Annotated in this window: 21 protein-coding genes; 12 read left to right on the forward strand and 9 right to left on the reverse strand. The window is 67.1% G+C overall.

The genetic code is table 11. The features are described 5' to 3' along the window. Nucleotides 1-37 precede the first annotated feature (37 nt). Genes fucP through ACX9OW_RS03795 form a run of 4 tightly spaced genes read left to right on the forward strand, consistent with a single transcriptional unit; the run spans nt 38 to nt 6,296 of the window. Complete coding sequence (gene fucP, locus ACX9OW_RS03780) at nt 38-1,351, forward strand: L-fucose:H+ symporter permease (RefSeq protein WP_459061960.1); 1,314 nt, start codon at nt 38-40, stop codon at nt 1,349-1,351. 7 nt (nt 1,352-1,358) lie between these two features. After that, nucleotides 1,359-2,354 carry a carbohydrate kinase family protein gene (locus tag ACX9OW_RS03785; protein ID WP_053516706.1) on the forward strand — a complete coding sequence of 332 codons (996 nt, stop codon included), beginning with the start codon at nt 1,359-1,361 and terminating at the stop codon, nt 2,352-2,354. Next, nucleotides 2,351-3,577 (forward strand): AGE family epimerase/isomerase, encoded by a 1,227-nt coding sequence (locus ACX9OW_RS03790; protein ID WP_459061961.1) that lies wholly within the window; start codon nt 2,351-2,353, stop codon nt 3,575-3,577. Before ACX9OW_RS03785 ends, ACX9OW_RS03790 begins: the two co-directional genes overlap by 4 nt. A gap of 22 nt (nt 3,578-3,599) precedes the next feature. Further along, entirely contained in the window at nt 3,600-6,296 is a 2,697-nt protein-coding gene (locus ACX9OW_RS03795) for a beta-mannosidase (protein ID WP_429000964.1), read from the forward strand. 72 nt (nt 6,297-6,368) lie between these two features. Here the strand turns inward: ACX9OW_RS03795 and mtnC are convergent, their stop codons facing one another. The 5 genes from mtnC to ACX9OW_RS03820 form a co-directional block, all read right to left on the reverse strand. Further along, on the reverse strand, nt 6,369-7,064 hold the full coding sequence (mtnC, locus tag ACX9OW_RS03800) for an acireductone synthase (protein WP_253118754.1): 696 nt from the start codon (nt 7,062-7,064) through the stop codon (nt 6,369-6,371). A gap of 3 nt (nt 7,065-7,067) precedes the next feature. Then, nucleotides 7,068-7,625, reverse strand: a complete 558-nt coding sequence (locus tag ACX9OW_RS03805; RefSeq protein WP_053516703.1) for a 1,2-dihydroxy-3-keto-5-methylthiopentene dioxygenase — start codon at nt 7,623-7,625, stop codon at nt 7,068-7,070. 78 nt (nt 7,626-7,703) lie between these two features. Further along, a complete protein-coding gene (locus ACX9OW_RS03810) occupies nt 7,704-8,345 on the reverse strand; it encodes a methylthioribulose 1-phosphate dehydratase (RefSeq protein WP_053516701.1) in 642 nt (213 codons plus the stop codon). 560 nt (nt 8,346-8,905) lie between these two features. Further along, nucleotides 8,906-10,333: an amino acid permease gene (locus tag ACX9OW_RS03815; protein WP_053519498.1), complete on the reverse strand. Its 1,428-nt coding sequence runs from the start codon at nt 10,331-10,333 to the stop codon at nt 8,906-8,908. Between the two features lie 90 nt (nt 10,334-10,423). Beyond that, entirely contained in the window at nt 10,424-11,899 is a 1,476-nt protein-coding gene (locus ACX9OW_RS03820) for an amino acid permease (RefSeq protein WP_459061962.1), read from the reverse strand. Between the two features lie 131 nt (nt 11,900-12,030). Between ACX9OW_RS03820 and ACX9OW_RS03825 the strand changes: the two genes are divergently transcribed. Continuing rightward, nucleotides 12,031-12,645 (forward strand): NUDIX hydrolase, encoded by a 615-nt coding sequence (locus ACX9OW_RS03825; protein WP_081279755.1) that lies wholly within the window; start codon nt 12,031-12,033, stop codon nt 12,643-12,645. Between the two features lie 94 nt (nt 12,646-12,739). On the opposite strand, the gene serA is transcribed toward ACX9OW_RS03825, so the two are convergent. Next, a complete protein-coding gene (gene serA, locus ACX9OW_RS03830; RefSeq protein WP_053519501.1) occupies nt 12,740-13,981 on the reverse strand; it encodes a phosphoglycerate dehydrogenase in 1,242 nt (413 codons plus the stop codon). Nucleotides 13,982-14,152: 171 nt separating this feature from the next. On the opposite strand from serA, the gene ACX9OW_RS03835 reads away from it, so the two are divergent. The 3 genes from ACX9OW_RS03835 to ACX9OW_RS03845 all read left to right on the forward strand — a co-directional run bounded on the left by ACX9OW_RS03835 (nt 14,153) and on the right by ACX9OW_RS03845 (nt 17,803). Continuing rightward, nucleotides 14,153-15,541: an FAD-binding oxidoreductase gene (locus ACX9OW_RS03835; protein WP_459061963.1), complete on the forward strand. Its 1,389-nt coding sequence runs from the start codon at nt 14,153-14,155 to the stop codon at nt 15,539-15,541. Between the two features lie 62 nt (nt 15,542-15,603). Continuing rightward, on the forward strand, nt 15,604-15,903 hold the full coding sequence (locus tag ACX9OW_RS03840) for a DUF2388 domain-containing protein (protein ID WP_053519503.1): 300 nt from the start codon (nt 15,604-15,606) through the stop codon (nt 15,901-15,903). Between the two features lie 10 nt (nt 15,904-15,913). Continuing rightward, nucleotides 15,914-17,803, forward strand: coding sequence for a DUF7844 domain-containing protein (locus ACX9OW_RS03845; RefSeq protein ID WP_459061964.1), 1,890 nt, complete (start codon nt 15,914-15,916; stop codon nt 17,801-17,803). Here the strand turns inward: ACX9OW_RS03845 and ACX9OW_RS03850 are convergent. Both ACX9OW_RS03850 and ACX9OW_RS03855 read right to left on the reverse strand, forming a co-directional pair. Then, a complete protein-coding gene (locus ACX9OW_RS03850) occupies nt 17,781-18,848 on the reverse strand; it encodes an ATP-binding protein (protein ID WP_053519504.1) in 1,068 nt (355 codons plus the stop codon). The two genes, ACX9OW_RS03845 and ACX9OW_RS03850, sit on opposite strands and share 23 nt — an antisense overlap. After that, nucleotides 18,848-19,564 carry a response regulator gene (locus ACX9OW_RS03855; protein WP_180876004.1) on the reverse strand — a complete coding sequence of 239 codons (717 nt, stop codon included), beginning with the start codon at nt 19,562-19,564 and terminating at the stop codon, nt 18,848-18,850. The genes ACX9OW_RS03850 and ACX9OW_RS03855 overlap by 1 nt, the downstream gene beginning before the upstream one ends. 129 nt (nt 19,565-19,693) lie before the next feature. On the opposite strand from ACX9OW_RS03855, the gene ACX9OW_RS03860 reads away from it, so the two are divergent. The 4 genes from ACX9OW_RS03860 to ACX9OW_RS03875 all read left to right on the forward strand — a co-directional run bounded on the left by ACX9OW_RS03860 (nt 19,694) and on the right by ACX9OW_RS03875 (nt 25,191). Then, nucleotides 19,694-21,049, forward strand: a complete 1,356-nt coding sequence (locus tag ACX9OW_RS03860; protein WP_459061965.1) for an efflux RND transporter periplasmic adaptor subunit — start codon at nt 19,694-19,696, stop codon at nt 21,047-21,049. Next, nucleotides 20,935-24,021 (forward strand): multidrug efflux RND transporter permease subunit, encoded by a 3,087-nt coding sequence (locus ACX9OW_RS03865; RefSeq protein ID WP_459062460.1) that lies wholly within the window; start codon nt 20,935-20,937, stop codon nt 24,019-24,021. Before ACX9OW_RS03860 ends, ACX9OW_RS03865 begins: the two co-directional genes overlap by 115 nt. Then, nucleotides 24,008-24,400 (forward strand): nuclear transport factor 2 family protein, encoded by a 393-nt coding sequence (locus ACX9OW_RS03870; protein ID WP_053519508.1) that lies wholly within the window; start codon nt 24,008-24,010, stop codon nt 24,398-24,400. Before ACX9OW_RS03865 ends, ACX9OW_RS03870 begins: the two co-directional genes overlap by 14 nt. 83 nt (nt 24,401-24,483) lie before the next feature. Next, nucleotides 24,484-25,191: an MliC family protein gene (locus ACX9OW_RS03875; RefSeq protein WP_459061966.1), complete on the forward strand. Its 708-nt coding sequence runs from the start codon at nt 24,484-24,486 to the stop codon at nt 25,189-25,191. A gap of 53 nt (nt 25,192-25,244) precedes the next feature. On the opposite strand, the gene yeiP is transcribed toward ACX9OW_RS03875, so the two are convergent. After that, nucleotides 25,245-25,811, reverse strand: coding sequence for an elongation factor P-like protein YeiP (yeiP, locus tag ACX9OW_RS03880; protein ID WP_005409468.1), 567 nt, complete (start codon nt 25,809-25,811; stop codon nt 25,245-25,247). Nucleotides 25,812-25,818 lie beyond the last annotated feature (7 nt).

A 25,818-nucleotide genomic window follows, 5' to 3' on the forward strand; every position in this document is an offset into this window, starting at 1 on the left:
ACGCAACAACGATTCCGCGCAACGAGGCGCGTTCCGCATGCCGATCTCAGCAACGCCCCGTCCGTCGGGTTCCCCGGGCAACGCACCGGCCGTCACCAACGGCAAGGCCCTGGCCGTGGTGACCACCATCTTCTTCATGTGGGGCTTCCTGACCTGCCTCAACGACATCCTGATTCCACACCTGAAGGCGGTGTTCGAGCTGAACTACGCGCGGGCGATGCTGGTGCAGTTCACCTTCTTCGGTACGTACTTCCTGATGTCGCTGCCCGCTGGCCGCCTGGTCGCGGCTCTCGGCTACAAGAAGGGCATCGTGGCCGGCCTGCTGATTGCAGGTGTGGGCGCGCTGGGCTTCTGGCCGGCGGCCGAACTGCGGATCTACGGCGCCTTCCTGGGTGCATTGTTCGTGCTCGCCACCGGCATCACCGTGCTGCAGGTGGCGGCCAATCCCTATGTGGCGCTGCTGGGCCCGGAGCAGACCAGCTCCAGCCGGCTGACCCTGGCTCAGGCGTTGAACTCGCTGGGTACGGCGATCGCGCCGATCTTCGGCGGCATGCTGATTCTTTCCAATACGGTCAAGAGCGCCGATGAAATGGCGGCGATGCCGGCCGCCGAACAGCTGGCCTATCGTGCTGCCGAGGCGCAGGCCGTGCAGGGCCCGTATGTGGGCCTCGCGGTGGCGCTGGTGCTGCTGGCGTTGTTCGTGTTCCTGTTCCGCCTGCCGGCGCTGAGCGATGCGACCGAACAGGCCGACCAGGGGCATCACCACAGCTATCTGGATGCGCTGCGCCAGCGTCATCTGCTGCTGGGCGTGCTTGGCATCTTCTTCTATGTCGGTGCGGAAGTGTCGATCGGCAGCTTCCTGGTGAACTACCTGTCGATGCCCGACATCGGCGGATTCAGCGAGCAGGAGGCCACACACTACGTTTCCGCCTACTGGACGATGGCGATGGTCGGCCGCTTTGCCGGCTCGGCGCTGCTGGCCCGCTTCTCGCCGAGCCGCCTGCTGGCGATCTTCGCACTGGTCAACGTCGGACTGCTGGCGCTGACCATGGCCAGCGCCGGCAGTGTCGCGCTGTACTCGGTGGTGCCGATCGGCCTGTTCAACTCGATCATGTTCCCCACCATCTTCGCGCTCAGCATCGAGCGCCTGGGGCCGCTGACCAACAAGGGCTCGAGCCTGCTGATCATGGCCATCGTCGGCGGCGCCGTGGTGCCGTACCTGCAGGGCGTGCTGGCCGACCACATCGGGGTGCAGGCCAGCTTCATCCTGCCGCTGCTGTGCTACGTCTACATCATTTTCTACGGACTGGTCGGCGCACGTACGCCGGCCTCCGCAACGCAGGGAGGCTGAGTCCGGAATGGGTGCGATTGTCTGCTTCGGCGAAATTTTGATCGATCTACTGGCGCAGCCGCCGGCCAATGCGGACACGCCGCGCGCGTTCCTGCAATACGCCGGCGGGGCACCGGCCAACGTCGCGGTGGCTGCCGCGCGGCTGGGCGCGAAGACCCAGTTCGTCGGCATGCTGGGCCGCGACATGTTCGGCGATTTCCTGGCCGAAAGCCTGGCCGAGCACGGTGTCGGTACCGACTACATCGTCCGCACCGATGCCGCCAAGACCGCGCTGGCGTTCGTCGCTCTCGATGCAGAGGGAGAGCGCAGCTTCAGCTTCTACCGTCCGCCGGCGGCCGATCTGCTGTTCCGCGACAGTGATTTCCAGGCCGCCTGCTTCGACAGTGCGCAGTGCTTCCACGTCTGCTCCAACAGCCTGACCGAGGCGGCCATCGCGGACGCAACCTTCGCGGGCATGGAGCGCGCGCGCGCTGCCGGGGCTGTGGTCAGTCTCGACCTCAACCTGCGGCCGGCGCTGTGGCCGGCCGATGTCGATCCGTCGCCGCGCCTGTGGCAGGCGCTCGAACGCGCGGACCTGGTCAAGCTGTCGCGCGAAGAACTGGACTACCTGGCGGCGCCCCTGGGCGACGGCGGCGAGGACGCGGTGCTGCAGCGGCTGCTGGCGGCGCAGGCTCGCTGGGTGATCGTGACCGATGGTGCGGCCACGCTGCGCTGGTACACCCGCCAGGCGCAGGGCACGGTGACCAGCTTCCAGGTCGCCGCTGTCGATACCACCGCAGCCGGTGATGCCTTCGTGGGAGGCGTGCTGGTGGGACTGCTGGAGCGGGGTGGCGCAGGCGCGGGATTCAGCGCGTTCTGCCGGGACCCGCAGGCCATCGACGCCACGCTGCGCTTCGGTGCCGCGGTCGGCGCGCTGGCCGTTACCCGCAAGGGCGCGTTCGCCGCGATGCCCTCGCTCGACGAAGTGCAGCAGCTGCTGCAGGCACAGGACATTACCGCATGAGCACCTCGCCCGACTTCCGTTCGCCCGCGTTCCTGCGCGCGCATATCGCCGACACCCTGGCGTTCTATCATCCGCGCTGCATCGATCCGGCCGGTGGCTTCTTCCATTATTTCCGTGACGACGGCAGCGTCTACGATGCCAGCCATCGCCATCTGGTAAGCAGCACCCGTTTCGTCTTCAACTACGCGATGGCCTATCGCGAGTTCGGCAAGGCCGAGTACCGCGAGGCCGTCGAGCATGGCGTGCGCTATCTGCGTGAGGTGCACCGCAATCCGGCCACCGGTGGCTATGCCTGGACCCTGCGCGATGGCCAGGTCGAGGACGACATGAATCACTGCTATGGCGTGGCGTTCGTCCTGCTGGCCTACAGCTGCGCGTTGAAGGCCGGCATCGAGCAGGCCCGCGCGTGGATGGATGAGACCTGGCAGCTGCTGGAGGCGCGCTTCTGGGAGCCGCAGCACGGTCTGTACCGGGACGAGGCGGACGGCCAGTGGAACTTCACCGGTTACCGTGGACAGAACGCCAACATGCACATGTGCGAGGCCATGCTGGCTGCGTTCGAGGCCAGTGGCGAACAGCGCTATGTGGAACGTGCCCTGCAGCTGGCCGACAACATGACCCGTCGCCAGGCAGCCAAGGCCGGTGGCCTGGTATGGGAGCACTACGATTCCAACTGGGAGATCGACTGGAACTACAACCTGGACGACCCCAAGCATCTGTTCCGTCCCTGGGGTTTCCAGCCGGGCCACCAGACGGAGTGGGCCAAACTGCTGCTGATCCTGGATCGGCACGTGCAGGCCGACTGGCTGGTGCCGACGGCGCGTCATCTGTTCGACGTGGCCGTGGAGCGCAGCTGGGACGAGGCCCGTGGTGGCCTGTACTACGGTTTCGCGCCGGAGTCACGGCGGCAGCCGGGCATGGACGGCGCGCCGATCGGCGGCGACAGCTTCGTCTGCGACGACGACAAGTACTTCTGGGTACAGGCCGAAACCCTGGCAACCGCTGCGCTGATGGCTGCGCGCACCGGTGATGACCGCTACTGGCAGTGGTACGACCGCATCTGTGCCTATTCCTGGGAGCACTTTGTCGATCACCGCTACGGCGCCTGGTTCCGCATTCTCGATGCAGACAACCGCAAGTACAGCGATGAAAAAAGCCCCGCAGGCAAGGTGGATTACCACACCATGGGTGCCTGCTACGAAGTGCTGAACGTCGTGCGTTGAGCATGATCGGTAGCGCCGGGCCATGCCCGGCGGAAGCATGATCGGTAGCGCCGGGCCATGCCCGGCGGACACAACAGGAGTCCCGCCCGTGCATCGCCCTTTCCGTGCCGTTTGCCCATTCGCCTCTCTGGCCCTGTTGTGGATTGCCACTCTCGTATTCCCGGCAGCGGCCGCTCCGTTACAGGCAAGCTGGGAGTTCCGCATGCTGCCGGGCGACGCGCAGGGCGCGGCGCATCCCGGCCTGCAGCAATGGCGCAGCGCGCAGGTGCCGGGCAGCATCCACACCGACCTGCTGGCGCATGAACTGATCCGTGATCCTTACGTCGGCGCCGCCGAGGCCGAGCTGCAGTGGATCGGCCTGGCGGCATGGGAATACCGTGCACGTTTCGATGTGGACGCCGCGACCCTGGCCAGGCCGAACGCGGAACTGCGCTTTGACGGTCTGGATACCTACGCGGAAGTCACCCTCAACGGCAGGCCGCTGTTGCGCGCCGACAACGCTCACCGCAGCTGGCGCGTGCGCGTGGACGGCCGCCTGAAGGCGACGGGCAACACGCTGCAGATCGTGTTCCGTTCGCCGATCCGCACGCTGCTGCCTGCTGTCCAGGCGATGCCGCACAGGATCGCTGGCAATTATCCATCGCCCTACGGTGACGAGCCGAAGGATGCGATGGTCGGTAATTTCGCGCGCAAGCCGGCCTACCATTTCGGCTGGGACTGGGGTCCGCGCTATGTCACCGCCGGGGTCTGGCGTGGCATCGACCTGGAGTCCTGGGGGGGGCGCCGCCTCGGCGATGTGGCCGTACGCACCGAGATGCTGGACGCGCAGCAGGCGAAGCTTGCGGTCGTGCTGCAGGTGGAACAGGACGCTGCCGCGGGTACCGCGGCCGTCGATGTGGAGGTGTTCGATCCGGAGATGCGCAGTGTCGCGCGGGTGCAGCGGCACGTTGCAGTGGCCCCGGGAGCGAATACGGTGGAGCTGCCTGTGGCGCTTGCCCAGCCGCGCCGCTGGTGGCCGGTCGGCTACGGGGCACAGGATCGCTACGTGGTGGCGGTCCGCCTGGACAGCGGCGATAGCGAGTCGCTCGCGCGCGAGCAGCGCATCGGCCTGCGCACGGTCGAGCTGCGCCGCGACAAGGACGCTGATGGCGGCCAGGGCTTCGCATTCGTGATCAACGGCGTGCCGGTCTTCGCCAAGGGTGCGAACGTGATTCCCTTCGACGCGTTCCCGGCCCATGTGGATCCCGCGCGCGTGCGCCAGGTGCTGACCGCCGCGCGCGACGCCAACATGAACATGCTGCGCAACTGGGGCGGCGGCTACTACGAAGACGATGTGTTCTTCGATATTGCCGATGAACTGGGCCTGCTGGTCTGGCAGGACTTCATGTTCGGCGGCGGCATGCAGCCCGGTTACGACCCGGCATTCCGCGCCAGCGTGGTTGCCGAGGCACGCGACAACGTGCGCCGCCTGCGCCATCACCCCAGCATCGTGTTGTGGTGTGGCAACAACGAAGAGGAAACCGCGTGGAAGGACTGGGGCCATGGCCGCGACCTGAAGGCCGCGGATCCGGCCTTTGCAGCAAAGGTCTGGCAGGGCTATGTGGACCTGTTCGGCAATGACCTGCGTGCGGTGGTCCGTGAAGAAGGGCTGGGGGTGCCGTACTGGTCCAGTTCGCCCAGCAACGACCTCGACGAGAAGGCCAACGACTCCACCCGTGGCGACAAGCACTACTGGCAGGTGTGGGGCAATCCGGCGCTGCCGGTGCAGGCCTATCTGCGCGAGACGCCGCGCTTCATGTCCGAGTACGGCCTGCAGGCGTGGCCGGCCGTGGCTACGGTGGACCAGATCGCAACCCGCGCCGAGCAGCGGATCGACAGCCCGGTGATTCGCGCGCACCAGAAATTCATGGCGGGCGAGGGCAACAGCCGTCTGCTGCACTATATCGAGCGGGGTTACGGTACGCCGAAGGATTTCGCGGACTTCGTGTATCTCAGCCAGGTGATGCAGGCCGATGGCATCGCTCTGGCAGCGCTGCACCATCGCGCCTCACGCCCCTACACGATGGGCTCGCTCTACTGGCAGCTCAATGACGTATGGCCGGGTGCGTCCTGGTCGAGTGTGGACTACTTCGGGCGCTGGAAGGCGCTGCACTACCAGGCGCGGCGCTTCTTCGCTCCCGTTGCCGTGGCGGCGCTGCGTGACGAGGGCACGACACGCGTGCGTCTGCTCAACGATGGCGACGCCGGCGAGGCGCGCTGGCGGCTGCGGGTGATGGATGTCGACGGCAAAGTGCTACGTCGTCGCGAGCAGGCGGTGACCCTGGCGGCCGCGGGCGTGACGGCGGTCGGCGATTTCAGTGATGCAGAACTGCTGGCGGGTGCCGATCCGAAGCGCACGATTGCCGTGTTCGAGGTGCTGCAGGGAGGGAAGACGACTGCGCGTCAGGTCGTGGGATTCGTCGAGGCCAAGGATCAGGTGCTGCCCCGCCAGGCGCTCAGGGCCACGCTGGACATCGAGGGGGACCACTACCGGCTGCGGCTGCAGAGCAGCGCATTCGTGCGCGCGGCATGGGTGGACTTCGGTGCCCTGGAGGTGCAACTGGAGGACAACCTGCTCGATCTGCTGCCGGGCGAGAGCCGCGACATCAGCGTGCGCGGCCCGGTGGATCTGGCCACGCTGCGCGAGGCGCTGGAGGTGCGCAGCCTCAATGATCGTTGAGGCTGCGCCGTCGGCGGTACCTGGCCTGGGCCGCAGCCAACCCGGGTTGGCTGCGACCAGAAAGGGATCGTGTTACAGCTGGATCTGCTGGAAGTTCTCGACCCGCTCGTGACCGTGGGCGGCGTCGCCGACGCGCGGCATCGGGTAGTCGTCCAGACGGTCCAGCAGGCGGGTCTGCAGACCCGCCTCGCGCGCGGCATCAAGCTCTTCCACCACGTCGGACAGGAACAGGATCTCGCCTGCCGGCACGCCGATGGACTGGACGATGCGGCGGTAACTGTCGGCCTCACGCTTGCCGCCGATCTCGGTGTCGAACCAGCCTGACACCAGCGGGCTGAGATCGCCCGCGTCGCTGAAACCGAAAAACAGCTTCTGCGCCGGCACCGAACCGGAGGAGTAGACGTACAGCGGCAGGCCCGAGGCATGCCATCCCTTCAGCACCGGCGCCACTTCCGGATAGAAGTGCGCGGTGTAGTCGCCACGGCGATAGCCGGCGTCCCAGATCAGGCCCTGCAGCGCCTTCAGCGCCGTGTGCTTGCGGTCCTGGTCGATCCAGCCCTGCAGGGTCTCGGCGACCACGCTGTCCTGGCAGGCGCCGCCGATTTCGCTGGCCACCGTGTCCAGCCAGCGGCGCACCTCCGGTCGCTGGCCATGCTCGGCCACGAAGCCGGGCAGCGCCTGGCGCGCATAGGGGAACAGCACGTTCTTGACGAACGAGATGCTGCTGGTGGTGCCTTCGATGTCGGTCAGGATGACGCGGGGCTGCATGGATCAGGATGCCTGGGTCGGAACGTAACGGGGGAATTTCTGCGCGATGTCGGTGCCGGTGAAGTGGCCGACCCAGCCATCCGGCTCGGTGAAGAAGCGGATGGCCACGAAACTCGGCTCCTCGCCCATGTCGAACCAGTGCGTGGTGCCATCGGGCACGGCGATCAGGTCATCCTTCACGCATTCGATCTCGTAGACCTTGTCACCCACGTGCAGGGTGAACAGCCCCGAGCCGGCAACGAAGAAGCGCACTTCGTCTTCCTTGTGGAAGTGCTCGTCGAGGAACTTCCTGCGCAGCTCGGCGCGGTTGGGATTGTCCGGCGCGATCGACGCCACATCCACGCTCTTGAAGCCGCGTTCGGCGACCAGGCGATCGATGTCGGCGCGGTAAGCGGCGAACACCTCGTCCTGGCTGGCGCCCGGCGCGACCGGTGCGGTGGCCTGCCAGCGCTCGAAGGTCACGCCGATCTTCTGCAGCTCGGCAGCGATGATGGCGCCGTCCTGGCTGTCCAGCAGCGGGGATTCGGGGCGGGTGTCGTCGTAGATGCGCAGTCGGCTCATGGCGGCAGCTTGAACGTCTCGGGGGGAGGACAGGGTAGCAGGGTGGCGGGCGGGCGCAGATTGCGGTTTGGAATCTGCTCAGCCACGCAGCCTGCGCAGTTCCAGTTCGCAGTGCAGCAGGAACTCGAATGCCTCAAGGTGGCGGCGCGCTTCGGCCATGTCGCGGCCCCAGGCGTACAGGCCGTGGCCATCGATCAGGTAGCCCCACAGCGTCTGGCGGTCCAGCAGATCCTCGACCTGGGCCGACAGCACGTTCATGTCCTGGGTGTTGGCGAACACCGGAACGTCGATGGCCATCTCGTGCGTGCTGTTGCCGGCAAAGGCTTTCAGCAGCTCATAGCCTTCCAGGCGGATGTGCCCCTGCGGTGCATACAGGCGCGAGGCGACGGTCTGCACCGGCGAATGCGTGTGCAGGACGCAGCCGACTTCCGGGAAACGCCGGTACAGCTGCGTGTGCAGCAGCGTCTCGGCGGACGGGCGCAGGGGACGGCCGACGGCCTGGCCATCGAAGTCGACGACCATGATGTCGTCCTCGATCAGCCGCCCCTTGTCCTTGCCGGAGACGGTGATTGCCGCATGGCGGTCGTCGAGCCGATGGGAGAAGTTGCTGCTGGTGGCCGGGGTCCAGCCGGCCTGGGCCAGTTCGCGGACGTTGTCGATCAGCAGCTGGGCGAGCTCGCTCAGGCGCGCGGTGTCGTAGGGGAGGGGGGCGGCGTTCATGCGGGCGATTTTACTGGATTCGGCCAACGGCTGAGCCCCTCGTGGCTGTCTCGCCGGGCGGGATTTCTTGCTTTGGCCGGGCGGGTGGGCTGTGCAGGGGACGCCGTAAACCCATCCTTGGGGGCTTGGCCGCGGCATCCCTGCCGCGGACACCCCTGCACAACCCACCCGCCCGGCCACGGACAGGTTCCGTGCGCGTCAGCCACGGAGTGAAGAAGGAAAAGCGAAAAGCGGGTCGCTTCGCTGCGCTTGCTCGGAGCGGAGCATGGCTCCGCTCTACAGAGGATTCATCGACCTACGAAAATTCATTCCCTGGACGAATTCATCCACGCATGACGTGGACCAACCAGACGCGCCAGGAGACTGTCGGAGGTGGGGCGGGTTGGGTTCGCGGGGGTGTCCGCGGCATGGATGCCGCGGCCAAGCCTCCAGGGATGGATTCACGGCGTCCCCCGCGAACCCAACCCGTCCCGCCAAACCCTCGGCCCCGCTGTTGCTGTTGCCGTTGCTCCGGCTTCAAAGGCGGGTGCAGGGCCGCAGGCCCTGCAATGCAGAACCCCTTACTTCACCCGCAGGCGGCTGTGCCGGAAGCCGTAGCAGAAATAGATCACGAACCCGAAGAACGTCCACACGCCCATCAGCATCCAGTTGTGCATGGTCATCGCCGACAGCAGCGCCAGGCAGCTGAGCACGCCCAGGCTGCAGATCAGCCACGCCATCGGCATGCGGAACGGGCGCGGCAGGTCCGGTTGGGTGCGGCGCAGGATCAGCACGCCCGCACACACCGCCGCGAAGGCGATCAGCGTGCCCATCGAGGTCAGTTCGCCGAGCACGTCCAGCGGGAACAGCGCAGCCAGCAGGGCGATGCCGATTCCGGTGATGACCGTATTGATATGCGGAGTGCGGTACTTCGGATGGATCCGGGTGAACACGGGCGGAAGCAGGCCATCGCGACCCATGATCATGAAGATGCGCGGCTGCGCGATCACCATCACCAGTACGACCGAAGAAAGGCCGACCAGTGCCCCGATTTCCACCACCACCCGCAGCCAGCCCAGCTGGGGATGCGCCGCGACGGCGGTGACCACCGGCTCATCGGTGCCGAGCAGGGTGTACGGTACCAGGCCGGTCATGACGGCCGCCATGGCGATGTACAGCACCGTGCAGACCACCAGCGAGAGCATCATGCCGATCGGCATGTCGCGCTGCGGACGGTGTGACTCCTGTGCCGCCACCGAGACCGCCTCGAAACCGATATAGGCGAAGAACACCATGGCAGCGCCACGCAGCACGCCCTCCATGCCGTACTTGCCGGGCCCCTGGTTCTCCGGAATGAACGGGGTCCAGTTGGCCGGATCGACGTACTTCCAGCCAACCACGATCACCAGCACGATCAGGCCGGTCTTGAGCACCACCATGGCCATGTTCATGGCCGAGGACTTGCTGATGCCCACGTAGCACAGCCAGGTCAGCAGCAGCACCAGGATGGCCGCGGGCAGGTTGGCGATCGCGCCGGTCGGGCGCAGCTGCCCGTCCAGCGGTGCGCTGACCAGTGCGGCCGGCAGGTGGATGTCGAAGTGACTGAGCAGGCTCAGGAAGTAGCCGGTCCAGCTGACCGCCACTGCCGAGGCGGACACGCCGTACTCCAGCACCAGCATCCAGCCGATGAACCAGGCCGAGAGCTCGCCGAAGGTGGCATAGGTGTAGGTATAGGCGCTGCCCGAGACCGGCACCATCGAGGCGAACTCGGCGTAGGCCATGGCGCAGAACGCGCAGCAGATGGCGGCCAGCACGAAGGACAGCATGATGGCCGGGCCGGCATGGTTGGCTGCGGCCTGCCCGGTGATGACGAAGATGCCGCCGCCGATCACTGCGCCGATGCCCAGGGCGGTCAACCCCCAGGGTCCGAGGTGGCGGCGCAGGCTCAGGCCATTGGCGTCTTCATGGGCGGCATGCGGGTGCTTGGTGGCCCAGAGTTGCTTGAACATGTGTGGGGATCTTGTCGATGCGCGCCGGGGGGCGCGCGGGCGGAAACACTGGCAGGAGCAGACGGGCCGGCGCAGGGCCGGCCCGCAGGTTCAGGCGGACTTGGCCAGCTTGCTGTTGCGCATGCCGTAGCCGAAGTAGATCAGCAGGCCCAGCACGGTCCAGCCGACGAACAGATGCCAGTGCACCACGAAGGCCTGCCAGAACAGGAACAGGCAGGCCGCCGCGCCCAGCGGGCAGATGATCCACACCACCGGTACGCGGAACGGACGATGCAGCTCCGGGCGGGCATAGCGCAGAACCAGCACGCCGATGCATACGGTCGCGAACGCCAGCAGGGTACCCATCGAGACCAGTTCGCCCAGCACGTTCAGCGGCATCAGGCCGGCCAGTGCCGCAGCGATCACACCGACCACGATCGTGGCCCAGTACGGGGTGCGGAAGCGGGCATGGACCTTGCCGAAGAACTTCGGCAGCAGGCCGTCGCGGGAGATCGTGTAGGCGATGCGGGTCTGGCCCATCATCATCACCAGCACCACCGAGGACAGGCCGGCGATGGCGCCGATCTCGACTGCGGTCTTCAGCCAGGACAGGCTGGCATAGGGCTCCAGCGCGGTGGCCACGGGCTTGTCGGTGCCCAGCAGGTGATACGGCATCATGCCGGTCAGCACGGCGCAGACGATGATGTAGACGAGGGTGCACACGGCCAGCGACCCGAGCAGGCCGATCGGCATGTTGCGCTGCGGGTCCTTGGTTTCGCCGGCTGCGGTGGAAACCGCGTCGAAGCCGATATAGGCGAAGAACACGATGGTGGCGGCACGGAACACGCCGCTCCAGCCGAACTCGCCGGATACGCCGGTGTTCTCCGGAATGAAGGGCTGCCAGTTGGCCGGATCGATGTGGGCGGCGCCGAAGCCGATGAACAGGCAGATCACGGTGACCTTGATGGCCACGATGATGGCGTTGACGAAGGCCGACTGGGTCACGCCGACATACAGCAGGCCCGAGACCGCAGCGACGATCAGGACCGCCGGCAGGTTGAACAGCTTGCCGGAAGAGATGAACTCGCTGCCGGTCCATGCGATCGGTGCCGCACTGAGTGCGTCAGGGAACGGCATGTGCAGCGTGGTGGTGATGAAACTGATCAGGTAGGCCGACCAGCCCACCGCGACCGAGGCCGAGGCGAACAGGTACTCCAGTACCAGACACCAGCCGATGAACCAGGCCATGCCCTCGCCGAGCGTGGCGTAGGAGTAGGAGTAGGCGCTGCCCGATACCGGCATCATCGCGGCGAACTCGGCGTAGCACAGGCCGGCGAGTGCACATGCGATGCCGGCGAAGACGAACGAGAGCATCACTGCCGGGCCGGCGTGGTTGGCCGCGGCCTGACCGGTCAGTACGAAGATGCCTGCACCGATCACCGCCCCTACGCCAAGCAGGATCAGGTGTTTCGCCGTGAGGGTCCGTTTCAGCGTGGCTTCGCCGTCCAGGCTGCCTTCGATGGGTTCGCCGGCATCGACGTGCCCGGCCGGTTGCACCGGCTTGACCCTCAACAGAGCTTTCAGCATGCAGTACTTCCCTAATGATCGGTTTGGGGGCCGTCGATACGTTGCCGGCAGCCCTGAATGGTGAAGGCCGCGCGAACGGCCCGCTGTACCTTAGCCAAAGCTGAAGCCAACGCACAAGCGCAATCGCAACAATGAGCGGCGATAATGAACAGTATTTTTCCGAACCACCCCCATTCATGAGCCACACCGCCGAAACCCTTGCCGCGCTTGATGATCGCCTGCGCAGTCTGCTGCGGGACCATGCGCGCCTCGAGCCCGCCCACGACGCCCTGGCTGCCGAATTCGGCACATTGCTGGACGATCCGGAAGATCCGTTCCGGCGCGAGCGGTTGGCCGGCCACTTCACCGCCAGCTGCTGGCTGGTCAGCGCCGATGGCCAGCGCCTGCTGCTGACCCATCACCGCAAGCTGCAGCGCTGGCTGCAGCTGGGCGGCCACGCCGACGGCGACCGCGACCTGGCCCGGGTGGCGCTGAAGGAGGCAGAGGAGGAGTCGGGGCTGTCCGGGCTGGTGCTGGACGATCCGGCGATCTTCGACCTGGACAAGCACTGGATCCCCGAACGCGGGGACGTGCCGGGGCATTGGCACTACGACGTGCGCTTCGTGATCCGGGCGCTGGGGGGCGAGGACTTCGTGCTCAGTGAGGAATCGCTGGACCTGGCCTGGCGGCCGGTGACCGAAGTCGCGGCCGATCCGGAATCGGACGAATCGATGCAGCGCATGGCGCGCCGGTGGTTGGCGCGCTGACGGGGACGTCCACCTCATGCGCGGGCCGCCGGGCATGGCCCGGCGCTACCGTGATCGCGTGGACAGCGCCGGGCCGTGCCCGGCGAACCTTCAATCAATACAGGATGCGGGTGCGCAACGTGCCCGGAATGGCCGCCAGTTCTTCGCGCACCGCGGCGGCCTGCTCCTCGCTGGCGGTGATGTCGATCACCACGTAACCCACCTTCGGGTCCGTGCGCAGGAACTGGCCGTCGATGTTGACGTTGTGGCGCGAGAAGATCTCGTTGACCTTGGACAGCACGCCCGGCACGTTCTGGTGGATGTGCAGCAGGCGCAGGCTGTCTTCGTGTTCGGGCAGGGTCACTTCCGGGAAGTTGACCGCCGACAGGGTGCTGCCGTTGTCGCTGTAGCGCACCAGCTTGGCGGCGACTTCCACGCCGATGTTGTCCTGCGCTTCCAGCGTGCTGCCGCCGACATGCGGGGTCAGGATCACGTTGTCGTGGCGGGTCAGTGGTGATTCGAAGATGTCGCCGTTGCCCTTCGGCTCCACCGGGAACACATCCAGTGCAGCCCCACCGACATGGCCGCTGGCCAGTGCTGCGTCCAGCGCATCGATGTCGACCACGGTGCCGCGCGCCGCATTGATCAGGTGCGCGCCCTTGCGCATCTTCGCCAGCTCGGTGCTGCCGATCATCCACTGCGTGGCCGGGGTCTCCGGCACGTGCAGGGTAACGATGTCGGCACGTGCCAGCAGGTCGTCCAGGCTGGCCGCGGCACGCGCATTGCCCAGCGCCAGCTTGGTTTCCACGTCGTGGAAGATCACCTGCATGCCCAGCGATTCGGCCAGCACGCCGACCTGGGTGCCGATGTGGCCGTAGCCGATGATGCCCAGCGTCTTGCCCCGTACCTCATGGCTGCCGCTGGCGGACTTCGACCAGCCGCCGCGGTGGCATTCAGCGTTCTTCTGCGGGATGCCACGGGTCAGCATGATCGCCTCGGCGATCACCAGTTCGGCCACGCTGCGGGTGTTGGAATAGGGCGCGTTGAACACCGGGATGCCGGCCAGCTCGGCCGCGTCCAGATCGACCTGGTTGGTGCCGATGCAGAAGCAGCCCACCGCGATCAGGCGCTTGGCCTCGGCCAGCACCTCGGCGCTGAGCTGGGTGCGCGAACGGATGCCGACGATATGCGCCTCGGCGATGCGCGCCTTCAGTTCGTCCTCGGGCAGCGCCTTGGTGTGCGCCTCGATCTGGCTGTAGCCGGCGGCGCTGAATACCTCCACGGCGGTCTGGCTGACCCCCTCCAGCAACAGCACGCGGATATCCTGCTTCGGGAACGAGGTCTTCTTCGGCGACATGGGGCAACACGGCCAGTGGGACAGGGGCTGACCACTATGCCAGATCGGACCGCCCATGGTGCAGTGCGCAATTGGTTGCATCGGTAGCTATCTGTGCGGCACTGCGGGGCTGGACGATGGCGCGTGCCACTGGCACGCTTGCCCGTTCGTCACGCACCGCGCTGGACCGACATGACCGATTCCCGCATTGCCTCGCTGCTGCAGGCCTGTCCCGGCCTGAAGCTGAAGACCGACCCATCCGACCTGGAGCATTACGGTCGCGACTGGACCCGGCGCTGGACGCCGGCGCCGCTGGCGATCGCGCTGCCGGCCACGGTCGAGGAGGTGCAGGCGGTGATGCGCTGGAGCGCGGCCGAAGCGGTTGCGGTCGTGCCCTCCGGCGGCCGTACCGGGCTGTCCGGCGGCGCGGTAGCCGCCCACGGCGAACTGGTGCTGAGCCTGGAACGGATGAACAAGGCCCTGGCCTACGACGCGGTCGACCGGACCCTGGTGGTACAGGCCGGCATGCCGCTCGAAGCGCTGCACAACGCCGCGCTGGAGCATGGATTGATCTATCCGGTCGACTTCGCCGCACGCGGGTCGTGTTCGATCGGCGGCAACATCGCCACCAATGCCGGCGGCATCCGCGTGATCCGGTACGGCAACACCCGTGAATGGATCGCCGGGTTGAAGGTGGTCACTGCCAGCGGCGAGCTGCTGGAGTTGAACAAGGGCCTGATCAAGAACTCCAGCGGCTACGACTTCCGCCAGCTGCTGATCGGTTCAGAAGGCACGCTGGGCGTGATCATCGAGGCGACGGTGAAGCTGACCGATCCCCCGCCGGCCAGCAACGTGATGCTGCTGGCGTTGCCCAGCTTCGAGGTGCTGATGCAGGTATTCGCCGCCTTCCGTGCGCGCCTGCAGCTGCAGGCGTTCGAGTTCTTCACCGACCGGGCGCTGGAACACGTGCTGGCACATGGTGCGCAGGCGCCGTTCGACGAAGTGCATCCGTACTATGTCGTGACCGAGTTCGCTGCCAATGATGAGGCACAGGAAGCCGCGGCCATGGCGGCCTTCGAGGACTGCATGGGCAACGGCTGGGTCAGCGACGGTGTGATCAGCGCCAGCGACGCCCAGGCTGCCCAGCTGTGGCGCCTGCGGGAGGGCATCACCGAATCACTGGCGCGCTACAAGCCTTACAAGAATGACGTCTCGGTGCGTATCTCGGCGATGCCGGCGTTCCTGGCCGAGACCCAGGCGCTGATCGGCCAGGCCTATCCACACTTCGATGTGGTCTGGTTCGGCCATATCGGCGACGGCAACCTGCACATCAACGTGCTGAAGCCGGACGACACCAGCGACGCCGAGTTCCTTGCCCAGTGCGAGCAGGTGACCAAGCTGCTGGCGCAGGTGCTGGCGCGTTTCGATGGCAGCATTTCGGCCGAACATGGGATCGGCCTGGTCAAGAAGGGTTACCTGGACAGCACGCGCGGACCGGCGGAAATCGCGTTGATGAAGGCGGTCAAGCGTGCGTTCGATCCCGAAGGGCGGCTGAACCCGGGCAAGCTGTTCGACGCCTGATCTGGGCAAACCCTTCACGCACCCGTTACGCTCCACCCATTCCTTCAACCGGCCTGCGACCGATGATCCGACCGTTCCTGCTGATTGCCCTGCTGTCCCTGCCGCTGGCCGGCTTCGCTTCCAGCTTCGCCGGCACCTCGGCCGGTTCGGCAACCGGTGCATCGTCCGGCTCGTCGGGCAGCAGCTCGGGTGACGACAAGGTCGTGCGCGCTGCGCGCGATGATGCCGCGGCCTTTGTCGCCAGCGACGGCCAGATCCGTGGCGCGCGCCTGCAGGCCGCGCTGGTCCATCTGCGCGAGCAGGACGCTGCCGCGCAGCAGCAGAGCGATCTGGAACTGGCGCGCGCCCTGCTGGCGCGTTGATCCGGGCCGCATGCCGCCCGCGGTTTCGCTTGCCGTGGCGCCGGCCGATGCACGGCTGAACGTCTTGCGTACGCGGGCAGCAGCAGATGCCGGGCGCGACCCGGCGCTGTCCAAGCGTGCCCTGCATGCAGGATGGGGTATCGCATTGGCGTGGCTGGCGATACCGTTGGCGCATGCGACCGACCGCCTGCAGCTGGACCCCGCAGGCCTTGATGCAGCACAACAACGGCTGGCCCGGCAGACTCTGGCCGACGTGCAGTCGCTGCTGCCCGAGGGGCTGCTGCGCGCGTTGCCGCCGCAGGTGCAGGTGCGCTGGAGTGAGGCCCTGCCGGCCGATGTGCACGGTCGGGCCTTTGGCGGACGCGTGTCGCTGCGTCGCGACCTGCTGGATGAGGAGGTGCCCGGCGCCCGCCGCGCGCGACGCAGCGCGCTGGTGCACGAACTGGCCCACGTTGCCGACCGCAACGGTGCAGGCTGGTCGCGCAGCGCGCGCTGGCGCGATCTGTCCGGCTGGCAGCGCAGGCCGTGGCATCTGGGCCGCGGTGACAATGATTTCCGTGACCGCAGCCCGGATCCCTACGAGCTGACGGATGCGGCCGAGTACCTGGCAGTGAATGCCGAGCATTTCCTGCTCGATGGTGCGTTCGCCTGCCGCCGTCCAGCCCTGGCGCAGTGGTACCGGGCGCATTTCGGCACGCCGCCATCGCTGCCACGCCCGCACTGTGACGCGACCCTCCCATTGCTGCAGGCCGAAGCGGAGGAGGGGGCAGCCTCGTTGCTGCAGCTGGATCCCGCGCGCGTCTATGCGGTGGACTACCTGTTCGCTGAAGGCAGCCGGCAGCCGATGAGCCGCTGGGGCCACAGCATGCTGCGGCTGGTCATCTGCCGGCCGGGCCGGACGCCGGGACCAGCGTGCCGACTGGATCTCGAACATCACCGCGTACTGTCCTTCCGCGCGTTCGTGGGTGATGTGCAGATTTCCAACTGGCGTGGCCTGACCGGCGACTATCCGTCGCGCCTGTTCGTGCTGCCGCTGCAGCAGGTGGTGGATGAATACACCAAGGTCGAGCTGCGTGGCCTGCAGTCACTGCCCCTGCGCCTCCAGCGCGAAGAAATCGCCAGCCTGCTGGAACGCACCGTGCAGGTGCATTGGACCTACGACGGACGCTACTACTTCGTCAGCAACAACTGCGCGGTGGAGACTGCGAAACTGCTGCAGGCCGGCGTGCCCCGGCTCGGCCAGGCCGGGCTCGCCCAGCTCACCCCGCGGGGACTGCGGCGTCGGCTGGCACGGCTGCATGTTCTGGACGACCAGGTCCTGGCGGATCGGGCGGGTGCGCAGGCCCAGGGGTATTACTTCGCCTCCGCGCGTGATCATTACCAGCAGCTTTTTTCCGTGGCTGCCACCCAGCTCGCCTTGCCGGCGCGCGACGTGCGCGCATGGCTGAATCTGCCCGCGCGCGAGCGCGGCCCCTGGCTGCTGCAGGGTGATCTGCGCGCAAGTGCTGGCCTGCTGCTGCTGGAACAGGCCGCGCAGCGACGCGCGGAGCTGCGCGCGCGTGATGTGCTGAAGCGCCGTCTGCTGGCGGCGCCGGAGGGCGCTGAGGCACGCAGTCTGCGTGAACTGCTGGACCTGAGCGGGCAGTGGCTGCGTCCCGGGGAGCTGCTGGCGGACGGCGGCTACGGCTTGCCGCTGCCTGAGGAGCAGGTACTGCTGGCCGACCGCGTTGCGCTGGCCAGCGCCCAGGCGGTGCCGGCATGGCGGACCCTGCGCATGCAGCTGCGACAGCAGCTGCCGGCGTCGCAGCGGGGGGAACTCGATGACATCGACGCGAACCTGGCGGCGCTGGGTGAGCGTCTGCGACGGCAGGCGACGCCTACTGACGCGGCAGTTCGATGACGAAGCGGCTGCCGCCGCTGCCACCGGGCGCGCAGTAGACCTTTCCGCCATGTGCATCGGCAATGGCCTTGACCACGGCCAGGCCCAGGCCGCTGCCACCGCCCTGGCGCGAACGTGAACCGTCGGCGCGCATGAAGGGGCTGAAGATGTCCGCGTGCAGTGCCGGGTCGATGCCGGGGCCCTCATCCTCGATGGCAACCTGCACGTGTCCCGGGGTGTCATGCACGGCAATCCGCACCCGGCCCGGGCTGGCGTAGCGCCGTGCGTTCTCCAGCAACGCAAGAAGCGCCTGCCGCAGGCGGGTCGGATCGCAGTGGGCGTTGTGCTCCTCGCGGCTGGTCTCCAGTTCCAGCACGAAGCCGGCCGCGCGGAACTGGGGATCGACCAGGGTCATCACCGAGTGCACCTCGGCCACCACATCGGTGCGGGCGCGGCGCACGTCCAGCCGGGCGTTGTCCGCCAGGCTCAGCACGCGCAGATCCTCGATCAGCCGCGACAGCCCTTCCACCTGCGCCAGCAGGCTGCGGAACTGCGATTCGTCGGGGTGGAACACGCCTTCGGCCAGGCCCTGCAGGCGACCACGCAGGATGGTGACCGGCGTGCGCAGTTCGTGGGCGATGGCGGCGTGCCACATCATCCGTTCGCTTTCCATGTGCTGCAGGCGGCGCGCCATCGCGTTGAAGTCGTCGACCAGCGCGGCGACCTCGCCGGGAGAGTTGCCGTCGGCGCTGGCGCGTGCGCCCAGGTCGCCGCTGGCCAGCGCGCGCACGCTGTCGACCAGCGAATTCAACGGGGACAGGATACGGTGGGCGAGGCGGAACGATGCGGCGATCGCAAGGGCCAGCCCGGTCAGGATGACACCGACCATCCAGGCCAGTTCGGGACCGGTGGGCAGCCAGCTCTCCGGCTCGACCGTACTGGCCGGCGAAAACTCGACCAGCACCGCATACAGCAGCCAGGACGAGAGGATCATCATCACGATGACGCCGATCACCATCAGCGACATCGAGACGACGATGTGCCGGCTGAGCCCGGACCGGCGCATCAGCGGTCGGCCATCAGGCGGTAACCGACGCCGCGCACGCTGGCCGGGATGTTGACCATGCCCACGTCGTCCAGCTTGCGGCGCAGCTTGCTGACATGGCTGTCGACCGTGCGCTCCAGCGCTTCACTCTCAGGCAGGCATTCATGCATCAGTTCGCTGCGGCTGAAGATGCGGGTCGGTGCCAGGGCCATGCAGTGCAGCAGCTTGAACTCGGTCAGCGTCAGCAGGACTTCATGGCTGTAGCCATCGCCTTCCACATGCACGGCATGGGTTGCCGGATCGATCAGCAGCTGCCCGATGCGCAGTGCCGCCGGTGCATCCACGCGTGAGGATCTGAGCGTCCGCCGCAGCACCGCGCGCACGCGCGCAGCCACCTCGGCCGGGTTGAACGGCTTGACCACGTAATCGTCGGCGCCCATGCGCAGCGCGGTCAGCTTGTCCAGGTCCTGGTCGAGCGCGGTCAGCATGATCACCGGCGTTTCCCCGCGCTGGCGCAGCTGGCTCAGCACGCTCCATCCGTCCAGCCGCGGCAGTTGTACATCCAGCAGGACCAGGTCCGGACGCATGTTGCGGTGCAGGTCCAGTGCACTGTGGCCGTCGCCGGCGCGCAGGGTGCGCAGGCCCTCACGTTCAAGATAGGCAGTGAGGATGTCGGCGATCTCGGCCTCGTCCTCCACGATCAGGACCAGGGCGGCGAGGGCAGTGGAGGCGTGCATGCGTGGATCAGGCCATAAGGTGCTTGCCTCCATCGTATCTCCACACTTCCTCCATCGAAACCCCATCATCGCCGCGCAGACTGCGCGCTTCATGACCTATCCGCCGCGCCTGCGGCATTGTGCACAGCAATGAGAACCTTCAGGACCCCGGCCGCGTTGATCGCGGTCCTCGCCTTGGCCATGACGGCCTGTTCCTCGCCCGAAGCCAGCCCCGAACCCGCACCGCGCGTGAGTGTGGTCACCGTCGGCCCACAGGTCGTGCAGCGCGACGATGAGCTGCCGGGCCGCGTGACGGCCGTGCGTACCGCACAGATCCGTGCGCAGGTCGGCGGCATCGTGCAGCGTCGCCTGTTCGAGCAGGGGGCCGAAGTCACCGCCGGGCAGGCGTTGTTCCAGATCGATCCGGCGGCCTTCCGTGCGGACGTCGATTCGGCGCTGGCGGCCCTGCAGCGCAGCGAGGCGGCGCTTGCCCGCAGCCGTGTGCAGTCGCAGCGGCTGCACGCCCTGGCGGCGGCGCAGGCCGTCAGCCAGCAGCATCGCGACGACGCCAGCGCCGAGTACGAGCAGGCGCGCGCCGCGGTGAATGAAGCCCGGGCGATTCTTGCCCGCCGCCAGCTGGACCTGCGCTATGCGACGGTCAGCGCGCCGATCAGCGGACGCGTCGATCAGGCATGGGTGACCGAGGGAGCGCTGGTCGGCGTGGCCGATGCCGAGCCGATGGCGGTGGTGCAGCAGATCGACCAGGTCTACGTGGATGTTCGCCAGCCTGCGTCCCAGCTGGAGTCGCTGCAGCGCAGCGCCGCGAGCGGTGGACAGTCGTCGGTGGCGATCATCGGCCCGGCGGGCCGGCCTTTGTCGGAACGTGGCGAGCTGCTGTTCTCCGGCATCAGCGTCGATGCGCGTACGGGCGATGTGATGCTGCGCATCCTGGTGAACAACCCGCAGCGCCAGCTGCTGCCCGGAATGTACGTACGGGCAAGAGTGCCGCGCGGTGCTCCGTCCAGTGCGCTGGTTCTGCCGCAGCAGGCCGTACTGCGCAGTGCCGGTGGTCAGGCCTACGCCTGGGTGGTCGGCAGTGACGGCAAGGCGGTGATCCGCACGCTGGAGATCGATGGCAGCGTGGATCGGCAGTGGCTGGTCCGGCATGGCCTGAAGGCGGGCGAGAAGGTGGTCGTCGAAGGCCAGGAGCGCCTGCAGGAAGGCGTGGTGGTCCAGATGCACGACTGGTCACGGCCCGTCGCCATTGCCGGGGCTGCACGTCAGGTCGTCAGGGCTGAGTCCGCCAGGACCCGGCCGATCCAGGAAAATCCAACATGGCACGTTTCTTCATCGATCGCCCGGTGTTCGCCTGGGTGCTGGCGATCTTCATCATCCTTGCCGGTGTCCTGGCGATTCCGCGGTTGGCCGTGGAGCGCTACCCGGCAGTCGCTCCGCCCAGTGTCAGCATCTATGCGAGCTATCCAGGCGCAAGCCCGCAGACATTGAACGATGCGGTGGTCGCGCTGATCGAGCGCGAACTGTCCAGCGTCAAGCACCTGCTGTACTTCGAATCGTCGGTGGATACCTCCGGGGAGGCGTCGATCACGGCGACCTTCCAGCCGGGAACCAACCCCGAACTGGCCCAGGTCGATGTGCAGAACCGGATCAAGGCGATCGAGCCGCGGTTGCCGCGCAGCGTGCGCCAGAACGGGCTGTACGTGGAGGCGGCCGATTCTGGTTTCCTGATGCTGGTCGGCCTGCGTTCGCCGGATGCCAGCGTCAGCGAGGCCGCGCTGGGTGACTTCATGGCGCGCAACATCATCGAGGAACTGCGCCGCATCGACGGTGTCGGTCGCGTGCAGCTGTTCGGCGCGGAGCAGGCGATGCGCGTCTGGCTCGATCCCACGCGGCTGACCGGGTACGGCCTGACCATCGGTGACGTTGCCAGCGCCATCGAGCAGCAGAACCTGGAAATCGCACCGGGCCGCATCGGCGACTCCCCCGGTCTGCCCGGCCAGCGCCTGACCGTGCCGCTGACCGCCGATGGCCAGCTGTCCACGCCCGCGCAGTTCGCTTCGATCGTGCTGCGTGCGCGGGCGGATGGCTCGCGGGTACTGCTGGGTGACGTCGCCCGGGTCGAACTGGGGGCGCAGAGCTACGCCTGGGGTACCCGAGAGGATGGTCAGCCTGCGACGGCGGCGGGCGTCCAGCTGCGGCCCGGTGCGAACGCCGTACGCACTGCGGCAGCGGTGCGCGAGAGGATGGCCGAGCTGGCGCCGCTGCTGCCGCGTGGTGTCGAGGCGAGCATTCCGTTCGATACCGCACCCTTCGTCAGCATCTCGATCCGCAAAGTAGTGCAGACACTGCTGGAGGCCATGCTGCTGGTGTTCGCGGTGATGTACCTGTTCCTGCAGAACTGGCGCTATACGCTGATACCTGCCATGGTCGCGCCGATTGCGCTGCTGGGTACGTTCGCGGCGATGCTGGCGCTGGGGTTCTCGATCAACGTCCTCACCATGTTCGGCATGGTGCTGGCGATCGGCATCATCGTCGATGATGCGATCGTGGTGGTCGAAGGCGTGGAACGGATCATGGCCGAGGAGGGGTTGCCACCCCGCGAGGCGACGATCAAGGCAATGCGCGAACTGACCGGCGCGGTAATCGGCATCACCCTGGTACTGACCGCGGTGTTCATTCCGATGGCGTTCGCCAGTGGTTCGGTAGGCGCGATCTACCGTCAGTTCACCGTCGCGATGTCGGTATCGATCCTGTTCTCCGCACTGCTGGCGCTCAGCCTCACGCCTGCACTGTGCGCCACGCTGCTGCGCGGAAGTACACGCGGGCATCATGGCCGCAGTGGCCTGTTCGGCGCCTTCAACCGCGGCTTCGAGCGGATGACCGGCCGCTACCAGCGTGGCGTGGCCGCTGTGCTGCAGCGAAGCGGGCGCGTGATGGGGGTGTTCGTCGCACTGGTGGCAGCGCTTCTGCTGGGCCTGAACGGGTTGCCCGGGGCATTCCTGCCGGAGGAGGACCAGGGGTACTTCATGACCTCGATCCAGCTGCCGGCCGAGGCGACCACCGAGCGCACGCTTGCCGTCGTTGAAGCGTACGAACGTCACGTGGCCTCGCGCCCCGGCGTTGCATCCAACCAGTCGATCCTCGGGTACAGCTTCTCCGGCTCGGGGCCGAGTGCTGCACTGGCCTACACGATGCTGAAGGATTGGGGGGAGCGTGCCGGTGCGACGGCTGCCGGCGAGGTGGAGGCGGTACGGAAGGCGATGTCGACGCTGGTCGAGGGCGAAGTCATGAGCGTGATGCCGCCGGCCATCGACAGCCTCGGCCGCTCGTCAGGCTTCTCGCTGGCGCTGCAGGCGCGGACCGGGCAGACCCAGGCCGAGCTGCGCGCTGCCCTCCAGCAGCTGCTGCAGCTGGCCCAGGCCAGCACACTGCTGTCCGATGTGCATGCCGATGGAATGCCCGCAGGTACCAGCGTCCGGCTTGACATCGATCGCGCCAAGGCCGAGGCGATGGGCGTGGCGTTCAGCGAGATCAGCGGAACGCTGTCGGCGGCAATGGGCTCGCAATACGTCAACGACTTTCCGAACAAGGGACGGCTGCAGCAGGTCATCGTCCAGGCCGATGCGCCGTATCGGATGGAGCTGGGCGACGTGCTCAAGCTGTATGTCCGCAACAGCGAAGGGGGCATGGTGGCGCTGTCGGAGCTGGTCGATCCGCAGTGGACGGAAGCGCCCCTGCAGCTGCAGCGCTATCTCGGCTTCCCGGCATTGAATCTGTCCGGCGCGCCCGCGTCGGGCGTTTCCACCGGGCAGGCGATGGACGAGATGGAGCGCCTGGCCCGGCAGCTGCCGGCGGGCTTCGCGCTGCAGTGGACCAGTCAGTCGCTGCAGGAGCGCGAGTCTGGCGCACAGGCCCCGTGGTTGCTGCTGCTGTCGATGCTGGTGGTATTCCTGGTCCTGGCGGCGCTGTACGAGAGCTGGTCCATACCAATGGCGGTGATGCTGGTGGTGCCGCTGGGCCTGCTGGGAGCCGTAGCGGCGGTGCTGCTGCGGGGCATGCCCAACGACGTTTTCTTCAAGGTCGGCATGATCACGGTGATCGGCCTGTCGGCGAAGAACGCGATCCTGATCGTCGAGTTCGCGCGACAGCTGCAGCAGCAGGGACGCGGGCTGGTGGAAGCGGCCGTGGAGGCAGCGCGCCTGCGCCTGCGGCCCATCGTGATGACGTCGCTGGCGTTCGCGCTCGGCGTGGTGCCCCTGATGGTGGCGCAGGGTGCCTCGAAGGAAACACAGCAGGCAATCGGTACTGGTGTGTTCGGTGGCATGGTCAGCGCGACCGTGCTCGCGGTGTTCTTCGTGCCGGTGTTCTATGTGGTGGTGCAGGGGGTGCGGCAACGGATCGCGCGGCGCCTGCGCAGGCGCCGGCCACTGCCGGAAGGATCTGTGGATGGGAACGGATAACGGTCAAACGCTGCACGACGTACAGCTGAAGGCGCTGGAACGGCGCCTGTGCCAGGCCCTGATCGAGGGTGATCGGCAGGCACTGTCGCTGCTGTTGTCGCCGGCGATGTTCATGATGGATGGCGATGGTGGGCGTCTGTTTGATCTGCCCTGGCTGGATGACTGGTTGGGCGGGCACCTGCAGGTGCGGGCGCTGCATCTGCAGGCGGTGGACACCCTGCTGTGCGGTCGGCTGGCGCTGCTGTCCAGCCCGGTGCAGATGGTGGTCGTCCGGCACGGGCAGGAGCAGGCATTGCGGGTGCGTCTGTTGCGGGTCTGGGCCTGTAGTTCCGGCGGGGAGGGCGCGCAGCTGCTGTCGATGACGGTGCTCGCGGCGTGAACGCGATCACATCGGTTTCAGCGCCGGCTCATCGCCGGATGATAGGGTGGTTATCTTCAGTACGGTCGACAAGGAGTCGAGTCATGCGTGTAGTTTCCAGTCTGTCGACGGCTTCGCTGGCCCTGGTGCTGGCGGCCTGCCAGCCATCGACGCCGCCTGCCGCAGCAGGTGGCACGGCTGACCCGGCGCCGCCGGAGCCGCCGGAGCCGCAGCCGCTGTCCACGAACTCGACCGCCAGCCAGACGGCCTATCAGTGTGGCGATCTGGCCGTGCGTGCGACGTTCAACGGCGAGGACGCAGCCACCGTGGTGATCGGGGATCGCACGTTCGCCATGACCTCCGAGCGTGCTGCTTCGGGGGCGAAGTACGGCGACGGGCAGGGCAACAGTTTCTGGACGAAGGGCCACGACGACGGGCTGCTCAGCCTGAAGGGCGAAGTGGACCGCGAGTGCCGCGCGGTGGAGGCCACGGAGGGCGACGGCCGAGCCGGTGCTGCCGCGTTCAGGGCGACCGGCAACGAACCGGGCTGGCTCGCGGTGGTCGACGGTGACACGCCCGGCCTGCAGGTGCAGGTCGATTATGGCCAGCGGCACTTCGACGTGGGCGCGCCCAACCAGGGGGCGGACGGGTGGAGTGGCAAGGCTGCGGACGGTACCGACATCAAGCTCACCTTCCAGCGCACGACGTGCACGGACGACATGAGCGGCGAGCCGTTCGAGGCGAAGGCGATGCTGACCGTCGGCACGCGCCAGTACCATGGGTGTGGCAATTTCGGCGCCAGGCAGCCGTAAGTTGGTCGGCAGAGCCGAGCGGGGCTCGGCTCTGCCAGGCGCGTGCGGTCAGCTCAGTCCGCGCGGCCTGCGAACTCGCCGGTGGCAGTGTTCACCAGCACGCGTTCGCCATTGACGATGTACTCCGGCACCATGATCTCGATACCGGTATTGAGCTTGGCCGGCTTGGGACGCTTGGTGGCGGTGCCGCCCTTCAGTTCCGGCGGGGTCTCGATCACTTCCAGCACCACCGAGGCCGGCAACTGGATGGCCACCGGCTGCTCGTCGATCACCTGCACGTAGATGCCGGTCAGGCCATCGGTGATGTAGCCGGCATCGTCGCCGATGACGTCCGCATCCAGGGTGTAGGGGGTGTAGTCCTCGTCGTCGAGGAAGACGAACGCATCGCCATCCTTGTACGAATAGGTGGACTGGCGGCGCAGCAGTTCGACCTCGACCAGATTGTCGTCGGCATCGAAGCTGGCATCGAGCTTGTTGCCGCCCGGCACGCTGTACATGATGAAGCGGAAGCGGACGTTGCCACCCCGGCCCTGCGGGGAGCTGCGCTCGATGTCGCGGATCTGGTAGACGCCGTTGTTGTACTCGACGACGTTGCCCTTCTTGATGTCGTTGGCTTTCATGGTGATC

The sequence above is a fragment of the Stenotrophomonas genospecies 5 genome, from assembly GCF_054473825.1.